We start from the raw sequence: 14,141 nt of genomic DNA, 5'->3' as shown, positions 1-14,141 counted from the left end.
CAGGGTAGGCGGGTTGAACGGTTGCCATCATGCTCTGGGCGAACACCTTCGGCACGGCGTGCGACGCTGCCCCATGCTCAAAGCACGCTGCGTGACGATTTGAATCTGCTAACTTGAACGCCAACCTCTCATTTGCCAAGGCTTAGGACAGGGTCCATACCAATGACATCTCCGCCAAAGGAATCACCCCATGTCAAAGCTCTATCCAAGTATTGATCCTGAGGGGCTGGTCGAGTACTCGGTGGTCTACACCGACCGCTCGCTCAATCACATGTCGCAGACATTTCAAGGCGTGATGAAGAACATTTCCAGGACCCTTAAACAGGTCTATAACGCCCAGGCTGTTGCAGTCGTGCCGGGCAGCGGTACATTCGGCATGGAATCGGTAGCGCGACAGTTTGCCACCGGCCAGCAGTGCCTGGTGGTCCGCAACGGTTGGTTCAGTTATCGCTGGAGCCAGATCCTTGAGATGGGCAACATCCCGGCGGCCACCACGGTGCTGAAAGCCCGACCGGTCGACACGGCTCGCCAGGCAGCCTACGCGCCCCCGCCTCTGGACGAAGTGCTGGCCGCCATTGAGGCGCACAGGCCGCAGATTGTCTTTGCCCCCCACGTTGAAACCTCATCCGGGATTATCCTGCCCGACGATTACTTGCGGGCCATTGGCGACGCCGTGCATGCAGTGGGTGGGCTGTTCGTGCTGGACTGCATCGCCTCAGGCACGCTGTGGGTTGATATGCAAAAGTGCGCAGTCGACCTGCTGATCAGCGCACCGCAAAAAGGCTGGAGCGCCTCCCCTTGCTGCGCGCTGGTGATGCTCAGTGCCTTGGCACTCGAGCGCATCGAGCAGACGCAGAGCAGCAGCTTTGCCTGCGACCTGAAAAAGTGGCTGCAGATCATGCAGGCCTACGAACAGGGCGGGCATGCTTACCATGCGACCATGCCCAGCGATGCTCTGGCGCGATTCAACGACGTGATGAACGAGATGCACGCCTACGGTTTCGACAAGCTCCGCGGTGAACAACAGGCCCTGGGCGATCGGGTGCGCGCCCTGTTGACCGGCAAAGGCATCAAAAGCGTGGCCGCAGCCGGCTTTCAGGCCCCCGGCGTCGTGGTGAGCTATACCGATGATGCCGACATCAAGAACGGTAAGAAATTTGCAGAACACGGCCTGCAGATAGCCGCCGGAGTGCCGTTGCAATGTGACGAACCGGCCGACTTCCAGACCTTCCGTATCGGTCTGTTCGGGCTCGAAAAACTGCACAATATCGAGCGCACGGTCAGCACCCTTGAACAGGCATTGGACGAAGTGATAGTGAACTAAGGCCTCCTCTTGGCTGCAGCGCGGCTGGGGCTGTCCGCTATGGGTCAATAGCAGTTATTCACATCTGGCGGCATTCGATCCATAGCTGCCAGTCGTGTCTGAGGTGATCTCTGTGGGAGCGGGTTTACCCGCGAACACGGGCGAAGCCCGTGCCATCCTCCGCGTTGCCTGCTTCGCGGGTAAACCCGCTCCCACAGGATTTTCGCCGGCCTCGGAAAATGAGCAAGCGCAGTACTGTCGCAGTGGCAGCTATGGGTTGATAGCAGCCGGTCGTTGAGGGCTGCTATCGAGCCATAGCGGTCCGCCGTGACCTTTAAACATGGCAGCCATGATGGGTGCGCGCTTTGCCTTTGCTCGGTTCTATAATCCGGATCAGCTAATCCAGATCACGCTTCGCATGAGGGAAACCTTTGTCTACAGACCCGCTATGTCTGATTTTCATACCTGCGCTCGTCACCCTGCTCAAGGCGGCGGAAGATCGCAAAGGCTCCCCGCTCAGCGAAGCGGAGGTGCTCGAGATTCGAGATAATGCCACCGCGATGGCAGTGCCCTTCAGTGCCGCCTTTGCGATGGAAAAAGAGCGGGGTTATGAAGACATCGTTCCAGAAAAGTGCTGGGAGGAATGGCTGCGAGTCCGCTCATCATTCTGATCACCATCGTTCACAGCAGAGCCTTGGGACAAGGAGATCAGTGTCTGCTATTTGCACCCAAAGTGGTCGGCGCCGCCCACTATCCCTTTTATTCTCACTGGCGAATACGGGCGTTTGCATGCGCCGAACGTAGCCCCCTCTCCCGTGAACGTGCCAGCCATCGCGTTGCCTGCATCAATCGTCCACAAGCCGTACTGGTCCTTTGCACAATCATAGGCCGCACCCGCATCGGTCAGCGGCGCCTTATCGAACGGCGCGGGGCTATTGATACAGAAGCTGAGCTCGATATCGAAATCGCAGACGTTGTAGAAACGGCTATCGCGATACACCACGCAGTTCGGCAAGGCATGGGCCTTGAGTGACGCAATCAGCTCATCCTGGCTCCCGGCACGGGCTGGCTCGGAGGATTGCCCGGAACGCATCGAGGCAGATTCTTGGGTATCGCTCGCCGCATAGGATTGATGGGTAGCAACTGCCGTTTCCTCACTGGCCACTGCAGGGCTCGCGGAGTAGGTGTCGGCCGATGCCTCCACGGCTGTGGCGAGACTTTCCATGTCGTCATCGTCCAAGGTGTTGCCCAAGGTGAAGACGTCCATGACAAGCATGAAGGGCAGGGTGGCAGTCATGAGCCCCACGCCTATGACATCACCGTCCTTGGCGGAGTCGGCGATCATCTCGCCGGTCTGCCCGGTGTGGGTGGAGCAGCCGGAAAGCGCCAGCAGGGCCATGATCGTCGCAGTTTTGCGCATGTGTGATTCCTGTAGGGACGGGAGAGTGGTTGCTGGGTTAATGGCTGCGCTTCCCCGGGCAGGGTTTGGCGCCGGTTCCGCGCTCAGGCTTTCCGGTGCTCTGTCCGCTTTTCGGGGGGTACATTTCAAGCAATCCAAGGCACGTATCCTGGTAAGCCATTGAACGGCCCCGGATACACTGCGATCTTCTCTAGCAGCATAGACTGAGCCAATAAATATTCACGATCGAACTCAGCCCGAATGCAACTTGAAACAGCGCTGAAAAGGCCACCCTGACGACGCGTGAAGGGTGGCCTGCCGCTTAGTGCGCCATGCCCAACTCGGCATCATCCAACAGCGCCTTGGCCAGTGCGCTCAGGTAGTGCGATGCCCACACCAGTTGCGGGTTGTCTTCCATCACGCCGGTGATGGTCAACTCCCGGACAACGCCGAGCAGTTCCGAGGCTTGCTCACGGGCATGTTGGCAAGGGATGCCGGGCTCGATGCAGAACAACGGTTGGGTCATGCCTTCGCCCTGGTAGAACCGGGTTTTGCCGACGGTGGTGTTGGGTGTGTTTTCTTCTGTGCTCATGGGGCACTCTCCCTGAAATCATCAGTGCCTGACCGGGCCCTATCGCGGGCAAGCCCGCTCCTACAGCGCGCGCGCGATGCCAATGCTTGCGCTGCCCCTGTAGGAGCGGGCTTGCCCGCGATTGGGCCCGAACAGACGACACATCACGTGGGCCTCAGTGCACCGGCCGCGGCGCTGCCGGCACCTGCACCTGGATCAACGCCGACTCGAGCAGCATGCGCAGCGTCTCAAGCTCATGCGTCACCGCCATCATCAGCACCGAAACGGGTGATCTGGGCTGCAGCATGATTGCCTGATGGGCGACGGTCTGCGCGCACAGCGCGTACTCGGTGGCCTGGAGGATTGTGTCTTCGAGGGAGTGAGGACTGTGGGGCGGATCGGGAACGATCTTCAGCATGACGATTTACCTTTAAGGTGCAATCACCTGCCTGCTGTCAAACAGAAGGGTGGCAGCTGTACGTGGGTTGACAGACCGGCGGAAATCGTAAAGTTCCGGCGCACGCAAGCGTGCCCGCACGTACAGCCGCCATAAAGGCGAGCCGCACACGATTTACCGTCACAGCCTGTCAAAGCTGTATCGTTGATGAGCAACGACCCGCCGAGACTAGAACCCAGCCAGAGCGACCGCAACGGAAAAAAGGCGGCAGAAGTATGTTTGGGAAATGGACTACAAGGAAGGGGGGAAATCTGATTTTTCAGCCGTCTGTTGGGCGTAGCCATACGTTCAGCCAAGCGGCACATATTCCGCTCAGCCCACTCTGATGAACTTCTTTTAGCAGGGCCACTTAACCGCGCATCTACGCGCGAGATGCCGCCATGCGAACTTTTCAAGACGTCCTTACCGATTCACAACGCCTCAAACTCAATGCGTTGGCCGTTTGGTACGGCATTTTAGACAACAGAAAATTGCGCATGAATGCGCCGGATGAATATCACGAGGATCTTCTTCGCCAAGCGGATGAAATGGACCGGCAAGGCATCATCACTTGGCAAGAGTGGCGTGATTTACGTATCCGTGCAGACGCCGCTTATTTGCGCGCAGTCGCCGGGGAGGATTATCGACCCCGCGTGCGTTGATAAATCACACGCCCGCCGCTTGTTTTCGTAGTAACGCCGCTTAATTGATCAGGGTGCGCTAATTAATGGGGCGCGTTATTACGGGATTAATTTAATTTCGCCTTTCGTCTGCCACTCGGCACGATCTCATCATCGCTTCGCTCCCACAATAACGCACGGCAGATAATAGTATTTACCGCGCTGTATTTGTCGTGGAGGCAACTATGTTTATTCATAACAAACGCTTGCAATATACCGTTCGCGTGGCCCAGCCCAATCCAGGCTTGGCCAACCTGCTGCTGGAACAGTTTGGCGGCGCTCAAGGAGAACTGGCTGCCGCAGGTCGATATTTCACCCAAGCCTTGGCCGAAGATGACCCGGGACGTAAAGACCTGCTCATGGATATCGCCACGGAGGAGTTGAGCCATCTCGAGATCGTCGGTTCGATCATCGTCATGCTCAACAAGGGGGCCAAGGGCCGCCTGGCTGAAGGGGTCGAAGAAGAGGGCGAGCTCTACCGTGCCATCAACGGCGCGGGCAACGACTCGCACATCACCAGCATTCTTTATGGTGCCGGCGCGCCGCTGACCAACTCGGCCGGGGTGCCTTGGAGCGCGGCCTATATCGATACCATCGGCGAGCCTACTGCCGACTTCCGTTCGAACATCGCTGCTGAAGCGCGGGCCAAGATCGTCTACGAGCGGTTGATGAATGTGACCGATGATGCCGGCGTCAGAGAGGCCTTGGGCTTTCTCATGACCCGTGAGATCGCCCACCAGCTGTCATTCGAAAAAGCGCTGCACGCCATCCAGCCAAACTTCCCGCAGGGCAAGCTGCCCGGCGTGCCCGAGTTCACCAACAAGTATTACAACATGTCCGGTGAGCCCAACGTGCGCGGCCCGTGGAACGAAGGCAGCGAGTGGGACTATGTCGAGGATCCCGCCCCAGCGGTGGACGGAGGTGATGGCAGCGCCTCGGTGACCCTGTCCCGGATGGAGTCCGAAGCCGTGGAGGCGATGAAACGGCGTACCACGTCTCAGCCAGACAGCAACCCGATTACCGGTGCCGACCTGGGTTCGGGGCTGGTGCAAGGCCGCGACAGCGAGTAGCCCACCATGCCCACTCCGGTAAAGCGTGACAAAGCCAAACAGGGCCTCGAACAGGTGTTGTGCGAGGCCCTGGCGGATTTTGAAATGGAGTCGCGCCTGGCGTGCAGGGCATTGCGGGTAAGAGCCGCATTGACCGTTTTCGGGGTCGGGACATTGCTTGCCAACGACTTGCCCGAGCCTTCGCGATCCTCCAGTGCCACTGGCAACACTCCTCCAAGGCGGACAGCCCAATGAATATTCAGGCGCAGCCTCAATCGATTTCTTCATCTCCCTTGGCCAATGCTCGTCCGCGCACGGCGGCGGCTCGTCCGACACTGTTGTGCCTGTCCCACCTACGCTGGGGCTTTGTCTACCAGCGACCGCAGCATGTGATGTCGCGGTTGCGCCACAGCTACGATGTCGTGTTTTTCGAGGAGCCGGTGTTCGGTAGCGTGGCCCTGCACCTGGACGTGTCTTCACCGGTCCGCGGTGTCCACGTGCTGGTCCCGCATTTGCCACACGGGCTGAGCCCGCAGCAGATCACAGCGGCCCAGCGCGAACTGCTCGATGGATACCTGGCCCGCCAACCCTTGAGCGAATTGCTGCTGTGGTACCTCACGCCCATGAGCCTGGTGTTCACCGACCACCTGCAGGCGCAGGTGACCGTCTTCGATTGCATGGATGAGCTGTCGGCCTTTCTTGGCGCACCGCCGGAACTGATCGACAACGAGCGACGCCTGATGGCCCGGGCGGATGTGGTGTTCACCGGGGGCTATAGCCTGTGGGAAGCCAAGCGACGCCAGCACGGCAATGCCCACGCGATGCCCAGCAGTGTCGATATCGAGCACTTCGCCGCGGCGCGCGAGGGTCTGCCGGAGCCGGCTGACCAGGCCTCGATCGGCCACCCGCGGCTGGGTTTCTTCGGGGTGATCGATGAGCGTTTCGACATCGAACTGGTGGCCGAGCTGGCGCGGCAGCAGCCGCAATGGCAGGTCGTGCTGATCGGGCCGGTGGTCAAGATCGACCCGGCGAGCTTGCCCCGCTACGCCAACATTCACTACTTGGGGGCGAAGTCATACGCGCAGTTGCCTGCCTACCTGTCTGGTTGGGAGGTGGCGTTGATGCCCTTTGCCCTCAACGCGTCCACCCGTTACATCAGCCCGACCAAGACCCCGGAGTACCTGGCCGGCGGGTGCCCGGTGGTGTCCACGCCCATCCGTGACGTGGTGAGCCGCTACGGCGACTGTGCAGTGGTCACCATCGCCGAGGACGCACCGGCGTTTATCGAGGCCGTGGAGTGCGCCCTGGCCGCCAAGGCCGACGGCCACGTGGCGGCGCACGCCGACGCGGCGCTGAAGGGCATGTCATGGGACGCCACCTGCAATGCCATGAAGGAGCAGGTCGAATGTTTCAGATCACGCTAGAGCGTCTGCAAACCACAGCCTGCGAGCCCTATGACTATCTGATCGTCGGCGCCGGTTTTGCCGGCAGCGTCATAGCCGAGCGGCTGGCCGCCGGGGCCGGCAAGCGCGTGCTGTTGATCGACCGTCGCGATCACGTCGGGGGCAACGCCTACGACCACCTCGACGCGGCGGGGGTGATGGTGCATCGCTATGGCCCCCATATCTTCCACACCAATGCCCAACGGATTGTCGATTACCTGTCGCGCTTCACCCAGTGGCGTGTCTATGAGCATCGCGTGCTGGCCCAGGTGGACGGGCATCTGTTGCCGATCCCGATCAACCTGGACACGCTCAACGGGCTGTTCGGCCTGTCGATGAACGAAGCCGAGGCCGAGACGTTTCTGGCCCAGCGCGCGGAGCCGGTGAGCATGATCCGCACCTCCGAGGACGTGGTAATCAACCAGATCGGCCGCGAGCTGTACGAAAAGTTCTTTCAGGGTTATACCCGCAAGCAATGGGGCCTGGACCCTTCACAACTGGACAAGTCGGTGACCGCCAGGGTGCCCACGCGAACCAACCGTGATGACCGGTACTTTACCGATAGCCTGCAGATGATGCCGCTGCACGGTTACACGGCGCTGTTCGAGCGGATGCTCGACCAACCGGGCATCGAGGTGCTGCTGGGGGTTGATTTCACCACGGTGCGTGAGCGCTCGCGCTTTCGCCACGTCATCTTCTGCGGTCCCATCGACGAGTACTTCGGCTTCTGCCTGGGGCGCTTGCCCTACCGATCATTGCGGTTCGCCCATGAGACCCTGCCGCAGTCACAGTTCCAGCCGGTGGCGGTGGTCAATTACCCGGACCCCACAGTGCCCTACACGCGGATTACCGAGTACAAACACCTGACCGGTCAGGTCCATCCCATGACCAGCATCAGCTACGAGTTCCCCTGCGCCGAGGGCGATCCGTACTACCCCATCCCACGCAAGGCCAACGCCGAGCTGTATCAGCGCTACAAGGCGCTGGCCGATGCCACGCCAGGAGTCACGTTTCTGGGCCGGCTGGGCACTTACAAGTACTACAACATGGACCAGGTGGTGGGGCAGGCGCTGGCGCTCTACCAGCGCATCGAGCAGGCGACGCTGGCTGAGGAGCAGGTCAGCGTGGCCGCCGGCAAATGACCGCCGAGAGCCCATTCCGCTCGTTTTTGATGGCTGGTTACGAATGCGCCAGCCAGCGCCGCGGTGACGGCCAGCGGGTCGATGTGCTCGCCAGCACCGGGCACGCTCGCTGGGCCCTACAGGATTACCAGGGCCTGGCGGCCTTGGGTATCGGCTGCGCCCGTGACGGTTTGCGCTGGCACCTGATCGAACCCCGTCCCGGGCATTACGACTGGAGCAGTTTCCTGCCGATGTTACGGGCGGCCCGGGCGTGCAATCTGCAGGTGATCTGGGACCTGGCGCATTACGGCTACCCGGACGGTGTCGACGTCTGGAGCCCGAGCTTCGTCGAACGCTTCGCGCGGTTTGCGGGGGCCGTGGCCCAAGTGATGGTGTCGGAAGGCGTGGCGGTGCCGTTTTTGTCGCCGATCAATGAGATATCGTTCTGGAGCTGGGCGGGCGGCCAGGTCGGCTACTTCAACCCTGGTGCCCACGGGCGCGGGCAAGAGCTCAAGCATCAATTGGTGCGGGCCAGCATCGCCGCCATCGACGCCGTACGCCGGCATGCGCCTCAGGCGCGGTTCGTCCAGTGCGATCCGTTGATCAATGTGCTCGCGGCTACGAGCAGGGCAGACGAAATCAAAGCAGCCGAGGCCTACAGGCTGTCCCAATTCGAAGCCTGGGACCTGCTGGCAGGGCGACAATGGCCGGGGCTGGGCGGAAGGGAAGAGTACCTGGACATTCTGGGCGTCAATTACTACCCACAGAACCAGTGGTTCCTCGATGGCGAGCGAGTGTGTCGCGGCGAACCGGGCTATCGGCCGCTGGTGGGCATGCTGGCCGAGGTCTGGTGGCGTTACAAGCGCCCGCTGCTACTGGCCGAAACCGGGGCGGAGGGTGATCAGCGGGTGCCGTGGCTGGCCTATGTGGCCGAGCAGCTGGCCTTTGCCCGGGCGCGGGGCATTGCAGTGCATGGGCTCTGCTGGTACCCCTTTTTGGATTATCCAGGCTGGGATGACGGCCGTTACTGCCCGGCGGGGGTGTTTGGCTACGCCGACGGGGAAGGGACCCGCGCGGCCTTTCATCCGCTGAGCCAGGCCATGCAAGCTTTGCAGGTTCCATAAGCCTAGGGGGGGGTGTGAATGCGCCGCGTATTTTTCGAAGGGCAGCTTTGGGTCGAAAGCGGTCACCATCAACTAATGAATTTGGCCATTTCCGATGTCCCCGCCCAACCGCTTTGCTCATACACCGGTTTGCCCGTCTCGGTGGCGTGCAAGACTGCGAAGGTGATGCCTCGGCGAGCGAACTCGGCGTCAGCAGCTTGCATCAAGGCCGACGCCAGGCCTCGGCGGCGGTAGGCCGGCTGGACGAACACATTCAACACGTACCCACGCTTGTCCAGGGTTGGGTGCGATGGATGGGGAGGCCAATCAATGCTCATCAGGCCAATGGCTGCGACCGGTTGATCGCCGTCCAGGAGTTTGAATCCGTAATACCGACCATCACCGAGCCGCTCCTCCAGCCAGGGGCGAAAGTGCTGAGTCATGAGCTGCAGGTTTTCAGGATCCCCACCCGCCTCAAGGAACATTTCCTGGCGATGCGCGCTGATCATTTCTGCGTCCGAAGGCCCAACAGGCCGACACTCCAGACCGGAAAACCCTACACATCCTTGTGATTCGCTCATCGTTTCTCCAGCGTCAGTAGCATCGGTCGAAAGTAAGCAGCCTATGGCACCTTCAGACGTCTTTGCAATGGCTTGGCCGTGACGGCGTAGGTGCCTGTTCATGTGTTATTTTGATTGAACTCACTGGCTAGCGACTCGAGTATTCATTGCATGGATGAGCTGCGCAGAATCGACCTCAACATGCTGGTAACGCTTCATGCGTTATTGGCTGAGAAACACGTCACGCGAGCCTCTGTCCGGCTGCATAAAAGCCAGCCTGCCGTCAGCCATGCACTCGGGTTGCTCAGAGCCCATTTCGACGATCCATTGCTCATTCGGCGAAACGGGGCGATGGTTTTGACGGCGAGGGCGCAAGCGCTGGCTCGGCCGCTCGAGGATGCCTTGGGCCATCTGAACTCGCTGCTGGGCGCCCCGGCATTCGAGCCAGCGACGGCGAAGGGCCGTTTTCGATTGTCGCTCTCGGACTATGCAGCAAAAATCCTTTTGCCCGCGCTGACCCGCAAGATCCGCAACGAGGCACCGGGTATTGATCTGGCTATCAGCCAGGCCAGTCGAGAAATGATGATTTCTCAGCTGTTGGACGGTGAAGTCGACCTGGCGCTGGGCCTCTTTCCCGAGGTTCCGCCTGCCATTGCGCTTCAGGATCTATTTTCAGAGGGCTTCATCAGCCTTGCTGATAAACAGGTACTGCCAGCGCAGGGTGGTCTGTCACTGGACGATTGGTTGTCGCGCCCGCATGTGATGCTCGCGCTGCGCCCCGATGCGAACGATGAGATCGAGCAGGCGTTGGCCAGTCGGGGGTTGAAGCGTCACATTGCCCTGGCATTGCCGCACTGGAGTGCGGCGGTTGAAGTGCTTGCGGGTACCGATCTGATTCTCACGGTTGCCAGCCGCGCAGTAGGCCCGATGCGTAAGCATAAATCGCTGCGCCAGTTCCAACCGCCCATTGATCTCCCGCGGTTCGCCTATCGACAAGCCTGGCACGCCAGGAAAGCGGGTGATGCCGCGCACCGCTGGCTGCGGGAAGCCGTGTTCGAGTGCGCTCAGCTCAGCTGACATCACGCTGAAGTTTTACGAAGTTCATCTTGTATCGCCTGCCTTGAGTCTGAACCGTTCCAGTTCTTCATGAGCGGGTAGGGCGTATTACTGACTGATCTGGCTAGCGCTGCTCGCAACTGTTGGCGTGCCAAGGCCCTGAACCAGCCACACACCCGCAAAGATGAGCACCACACCTGCCAGTCGCGTGAACGTGATCGGTTTGTTGGACAGCCCCATCAACCCGAAATGGTCAACCAGGACAGACGCCACGATCTGTCCCGCGACAACCAGCATCAGGAATCCGCTAGCCCCCAGCTGGGGCGTGATTGCCGTTGCGCTGCCGACATACACGGCGCCCAGAATGCCGCCGATCCATAACCACCAGGATCCCTGCAAGGCCTTGTGCACATCAGGCGCGGATACCCGCAGGACCAACAGGGCAATCACCACCACGACGGCGCTGACCATCAACGAGGTCAACGCCCCCCAAAGCGGGTGCCCCAAGGCCCGGCCCACTGCTGCGTTACTGGCGGCCTGGAAGGGCAGGATTGCGCCTGCCAGCAATGCGGTCCCCACCGGGACAAGTGCGAGCGCTACTGCCTTACTGAACATGGCATTCCCCTTTGGAGATGACTGATTTCGATAGGCAAATAGTCTCTAATCCACAGTGGCTATGGAAATCACATGTCTGCACATGCGTTATTCGTTTGCTGGATGACTGAGAGAACCGAGCCAGCAACTGGCCCGCAGGGCATCGATATTCGTCCGATGCAGCCAGGTAGATGAAGTACTGCTTGCCGAGTCGGCCTTCCGCTTTGCTGCTCGATGCACATTTTTCGGAGCGCGTCGTTTTCGTGAAGCGCTGACCGCTCGATAGCAGGAGAGCCTCCGGCTATTTCAGACCATCCCTAGGCAAAAACCGTTATCGAGCCGAAGACTACGGCCGCGACGAACATGACCAGGCAGGTACCAATACTCCACCCAATCGAGGCGCGTTGGTTATCCCCGTAGTCCACGTTGAGCAGGCCGCACAGTAGGTAGGTCGATGCAACCAACGGGCTCAGCAGGTGCACCGGCTGGCCAATCAACCCTGCGATGGCCATCTCTTTTCCATCAATCCCGTAGTGCGCGGCAGTCTCTGCCAGAATCGGCAGGATGCCGAAATAGAAAGCATCATTGGTCAGGATATAGGTGAATGGCATGCTGATGAAGGCGGTGAAGACCGACATGTAATGGCCGGTAGACTGAGGAATGATCTGCACCAGGCTGTCGGAAACAGCCTTGACCATCCCGGTGCCTGACATCACCCCGACAAAGATGCCCGCTGCAAAGATCAGCAAGGTGACCGACAGGACGCTCCCCGCATATTTGTCGATGACCTCCTTCTGCGCCTGCAAGGTGGGGTAGTTGATTAGCAGCCCGAGGCCGAAGGCGACCATGAACAGGATCGGCAGCGGCATGATGTTCAGCATCATCAAGGCAATCAAGGCGACGGTCAGCAGCGCACTGAAGCCAAAGCGCCAACCGGTGAGCTTGGACTGCTCCAGTTCTGCCAGCAACTGATGCAGATCGATCTGCGCTACGCCGAGCCGTTTACGCTCCTGGCGGCCCAGCACAGTCGCTGCCACCAGGACCCAAGCCAGCCCCGCCAGCATGATGGGCAGCATCTCCACGAACAGCTCGGTGATGTCCACATGCATGGCGCTGGCAGCGCGCGAGAACGGGCCTGCCCAAGGCAGGATGTTCATGACGCCGATCGTCAGCAACAGCACTGTCGCCATCACTTGTGGACGGATCCCGGTGCGCCGGTAGAGCGGCAATAGGGCGGCGGTGGTGATGATGTAGGTGGTGGCGCCGTCGCCATCCAGGCCAACGCAAATGCCCAGTACCGCAGTGCCCAGGACGATCTTCAGCGGGTCCCCTTTGACCATCCGAAGGACGGCTTCGATGAGTGGGTTGAACAGCCCGGCGTCGGTCATCATGCAGAAATAGAGGATCGCGAACGTCAACATGATGCCCGTTGGCGCGAGCATCTTGAGGCCATCAAACATCATCGGGCCGAGCTCGCCTGCATGACCGGCGACACAGGCAAACGCAATGGGTACGACGATCAATGCCACCAGCGGTGAGAGCCGCTTCGACATGATCAAGTACATGAAGCAAACGATCATCGTGTAGCTCAGGATCGTGATCATCAAGTCCCTCGTTTTATCTGTTTTATAGTGAAGACTTTTGCGCCCTCAACCTCTCGACGAGCGAACGCCTACGCGGTTGCGCATAGGTGTGCTGACGGGTTCAGTTCAGGTGTGTGAGAAGAGCGTTTTGCCTGCGTGAGGCAGGGTCACTTTCAGGATGTGGCCAGTGGCCGATTCGGTGATAAACAGTGTGCGGTTGTTTTCGCCGCCGAAGGCGAGGTTGGTAACGGTCTTGCCGGCAGTGCAGGCACGGATCCGGTACAGCGGCACGGCATGCGGATCAAAGACCCAGACGCAGCCATTGCCGGCATCGCAGACATACAGATTGCCCTCATCATCGAGCGCCATGCCATCCGCGCCGCTGACCCCGCCTGCCAGGGCGGTGAATACACCGACCTTGGTGGTGGCGCCGTCCTGCTGGATCGGCAGCCTCCAGACCGCATTGCCGCGCGTCATCGCTACCAGCAGGGCGTTCTCGTGCAGATCCATCACCAGGCCGTTCGGGCTTGGTCCGTTATCGATCAGGCAGTCCAACCGCTGCTGTTGCAGATCGTAGCGGAACACCCGACCGGACGGGTCATGCATGCCTGTCTGGCCCTGATCCGTGAAGTACAGATGCCCAGCCTGATCGAAGAACAGGTCGTTAACCCCCTTGAAGCCCTCGCTGCGGCGATGGGTCAGGAACGGCTCGATAGTCTTGCTCCGAGGGTCGAGCACGAGAATGCCGCGTTTGTAGTCGGCGACAAAGACTCGGCCATCCGCATGGATTTTCAACCCGTTTGGCCAGCCGTCGTACTCGACCACCAGCTCCCAGTGTCCCGCTGGGGAAATGCGGAAGATCCGACCGTACGGGATATCAGTCACGTAGAGATTTCCGGCGTTGTCGAACGACGGGCCTTCCAGGAAGCAACTGATGCGCTGGCCAGGTTTGTTGGCCCGCACCCAATCTGAGTCACCCTCGCGCCAGAATTTCTCCGGCATGCGGCTGAACACTTCGGTTTGCAGGTCCTGGGGAGGGGCGTACAGGCTCATTGGCTGCTCCAGCAAGGGGTGTAGCACTGCAACCATCTTAGGTGACGGCTGACCATGCAAGACACGATTTCTTGTAATCACCGTTCCATCTGATAGAACAGTGTTGCTTTGTGCGAAACACTTTTTCAAAGTTCATTGGCTGATGTCAAGCCGTATTCGCCCACAGGCATCGCTCGCGGCAAGGAATGTGA

Annotated in this window: 15 protein-coding genes and 1 pseudogene; 8 read left to right on the top strand and 8 right to left on the bottom strand. The window is 60.1% G+C overall.

The features are described from left to right. Window positions 1-190: 190 nt before the first annotated feature. Both CCOS865_RS06715 and CCOS865_RS06710 read left to right on the top strand, forming a co-directional pair. Window positions 191-1,324: an aminotransferase class V-fold PLP-dependent enzyme gene (locus tag CCOS865_RS06715; protein ID WP_119139112.1), complete on the top strand. Its 1,134-nt coding sequence runs from the start codon at window positions 191-193 to the stop codon at window positions 1,322-1,324. A gap of 410 nt (window positions 1,325-1,734) precedes the next feature. After that, on the top strand, window positions 1,735-1,974 hold the full coding sequence (locus CCOS865_RS06710; RefSeq protein ID WP_119139110.1) for a hypothetical protein: 240 nt from the start codon (window positions 1,735-1,737) through the stop codon (window positions 1,972-1,974). Window positions 1,975-2,021: 47 nt separating this feature from the next. Here CCOS865_RS06710 and CCOS865_RS06705 read toward each other — a convergent pair whose 3' ends face one another. From CCOS865_RS06705 to CCOS865_RS06695, 3 genes are all read right to left on the bottom strand, one after another. After that, complete coding sequence (locus CCOS865_RS06705; protein ID WP_119139108.1) at window positions 2,022-2,723, bottom strand: hypothetical protein; 702 nt, start codon at window positions 2,721-2,723, stop codon at window positions 2,022-2,024. A 301-nt stretch (window positions 2,724-3,024) separates the two neighbouring features. Then, window positions 3,025-3,294 (bottom strand): DUF3077 domain-containing protein, encoded by a 270-nt coding sequence (locus CCOS865_RS06700; RefSeq protein WP_119139106.1) that lies wholly within the window; start codon window positions 3,292-3,294, stop codon window positions 3,025-3,027. A gap of 154 nt (window positions 3,295-3,448) precedes the next feature. After that, window positions 3,449-3,691 (bottom strand): hypothetical protein, encoded by a 243-nt coding sequence (locus tag CCOS865_RS06695; protein WP_119139104.1) that lies wholly within the window; start codon window positions 3,689-3,691, stop codon window positions 3,449-3,451. Window positions 3,692-4,110: 419 nt separating this feature from the next. Between CCOS865_RS06695 and CCOS865_RS06690 the strand changes: the two genes are divergently transcribed. The 5 genes from CCOS865_RS06690 to CCOS865_RS06670 all read left to right on the top strand — a co-directional run bounded on the left by CCOS865_RS06690 (window position 4,111) and on the right by CCOS865_RS06670 (window position 9,125). Next, entirely contained in the window at window positions 4,111-4,371 is a 261-nt protein-coding gene (locus CCOS865_RS06690) for a hypothetical protein (protein WP_119139102.1), read from the top strand. A 203-nt stretch (window positions 4,372-4,574) separates the two neighbouring features. Then, entirely contained in the window at window positions 4,575-5,459 is an 885-nt protein-coding gene (locus tag CCOS865_RS06685) for a manganese catalase family protein (protein WP_119139100.1), read from the top strand. Between the two features lie 230 nt (window positions 5,460-5,689). Further along, entirely contained in the window at window positions 5,690-6,862 is a 1,173-nt protein-coding gene (locus CCOS865_RS06680) for a glycosyltransferase family 1 protein (RefSeq protein WP_119139098.1), read from the top strand. Further along, on the top strand, window positions 6,844-8,022 hold the full coding sequence (gene glf / locus CCOS865_RS06675; protein ID WP_119139096.1) for a UDP-galactopyranose mutase: 1,179 nt from the start codon (window positions 6,844-6,846) through the stop codon (window positions 8,020-8,022). The genes CCOS865_RS06680 and glf overlap by 19 nt, the downstream gene beginning before the upstream one ends. A 29-nt stretch (window positions 8,023-8,051) precedes the next feature. Continuing rightward, window positions 8,052-9,125 (top strand): glycoside hydrolase family 1 protein, encoded by a 1,074-nt coding sequence (locus CCOS865_RS06670; RefSeq protein ID WP_244216066.1) that lies wholly within the window; start codon window positions 8,052-8,054, stop codon window positions 9,123-9,125. 68 nt (window positions 9,126-9,193) lie between these two features. Here the strand turns inward: CCOS865_RS06670 and CCOS865_RS06665 are convergent, their stop codons facing one another. Beyond that, window positions 9,194-9,685 carry a GNAT family N-acetyltransferase gene (locus CCOS865_RS06665; RefSeq protein ID WP_119139092.1) on the bottom strand — a complete coding sequence of 164 codons (492 nt, stop codon included), beginning with the start codon at window positions 9,683-9,685 and terminating at the stop codon, window positions 9,194-9,196. A 150-nt stretch (window positions 9,686-9,835) separates the two neighbouring features. Between CCOS865_RS06665 and CCOS865_RS06660 the strand changes: the two genes are divergently transcribed. After that, the gene (locus tag CCOS865_RS06660) at window positions 9,836-10,741 is read left to right on the top strand and encodes a LysR family transcriptional regulator (RefSeq protein ID WP_119139090.1); all 906 of its coding nucleotides are present in this window, start codon (window positions 9,836-9,838) and stop codon (window positions 10,739-10,741) included. Between the two features lie 87 nt (window positions 10,742-10,828). On the opposite strand, the gene CCOS865_RS06655 is transcribed toward CCOS865_RS06660, so the two are convergent. The 4 genes and pseudogenes from CCOS865_RS06655 to CCOS865_RS06645 form a co-directional block, all read right to left on the bottom strand. Beyond that, window positions 10,829-11,335 carry a DMT family transporter gene (locus tag CCOS865_RS06655; protein ID WP_119139088.1) on the bottom strand — a complete coding sequence of 169 codons (507 nt, stop codon included), beginning with the start codon at window positions 11,333-11,335 and terminating at the stop codon, window positions 10,829-10,831. A 52-nt stretch (window positions 11,336-11,387) separates the two neighbouring features. Continuing rightward, window positions 11,388-11,549: pseudogene (locus tag CCOS865_RS28665) on the bottom strand (IS5/IS1182 family transposase); the annotation flags it as partial. Between the two features lie 82 nt (window positions 11,550-11,631). Beyond that, window positions 11,632-12,918, bottom strand: a complete 1,287-nt coding sequence (locus CCOS865_RS06650) for a CitMHS family transporter (RefSeq protein WP_119139085.1) — start codon at window positions 12,916-12,918, stop codon at window positions 11,632-11,634. Between the two features lie 105 nt (window positions 12,919-13,023). Next, the gene (locus tag CCOS865_RS06645) at window positions 13,024-13,950 is read right to left on the bottom strand and encodes an SMP-30/gluconolactonase/LRE family protein (RefSeq protein WP_119139083.1); all 927 of its coding nucleotides are present in this window, start codon (window positions 13,948-13,950) and stop codon (window positions 13,024-13,026) included. Window positions 13,951-14,141: the final 191 nt, after the last annotated feature.

The organism is Pseudomonas reidholzensis (genome assembly GCF_900536025.1).
GTDB lineage: Bacteria > Pseudomonadota > Gammaproteobacteria > Pseudomonadales > Pseudomonadaceae > Aquipseudomonas > Aquipseudomonas reidholzensis.
This window is presented reverse-complemented; position numbering and strand designations above follow the sequence as displayed.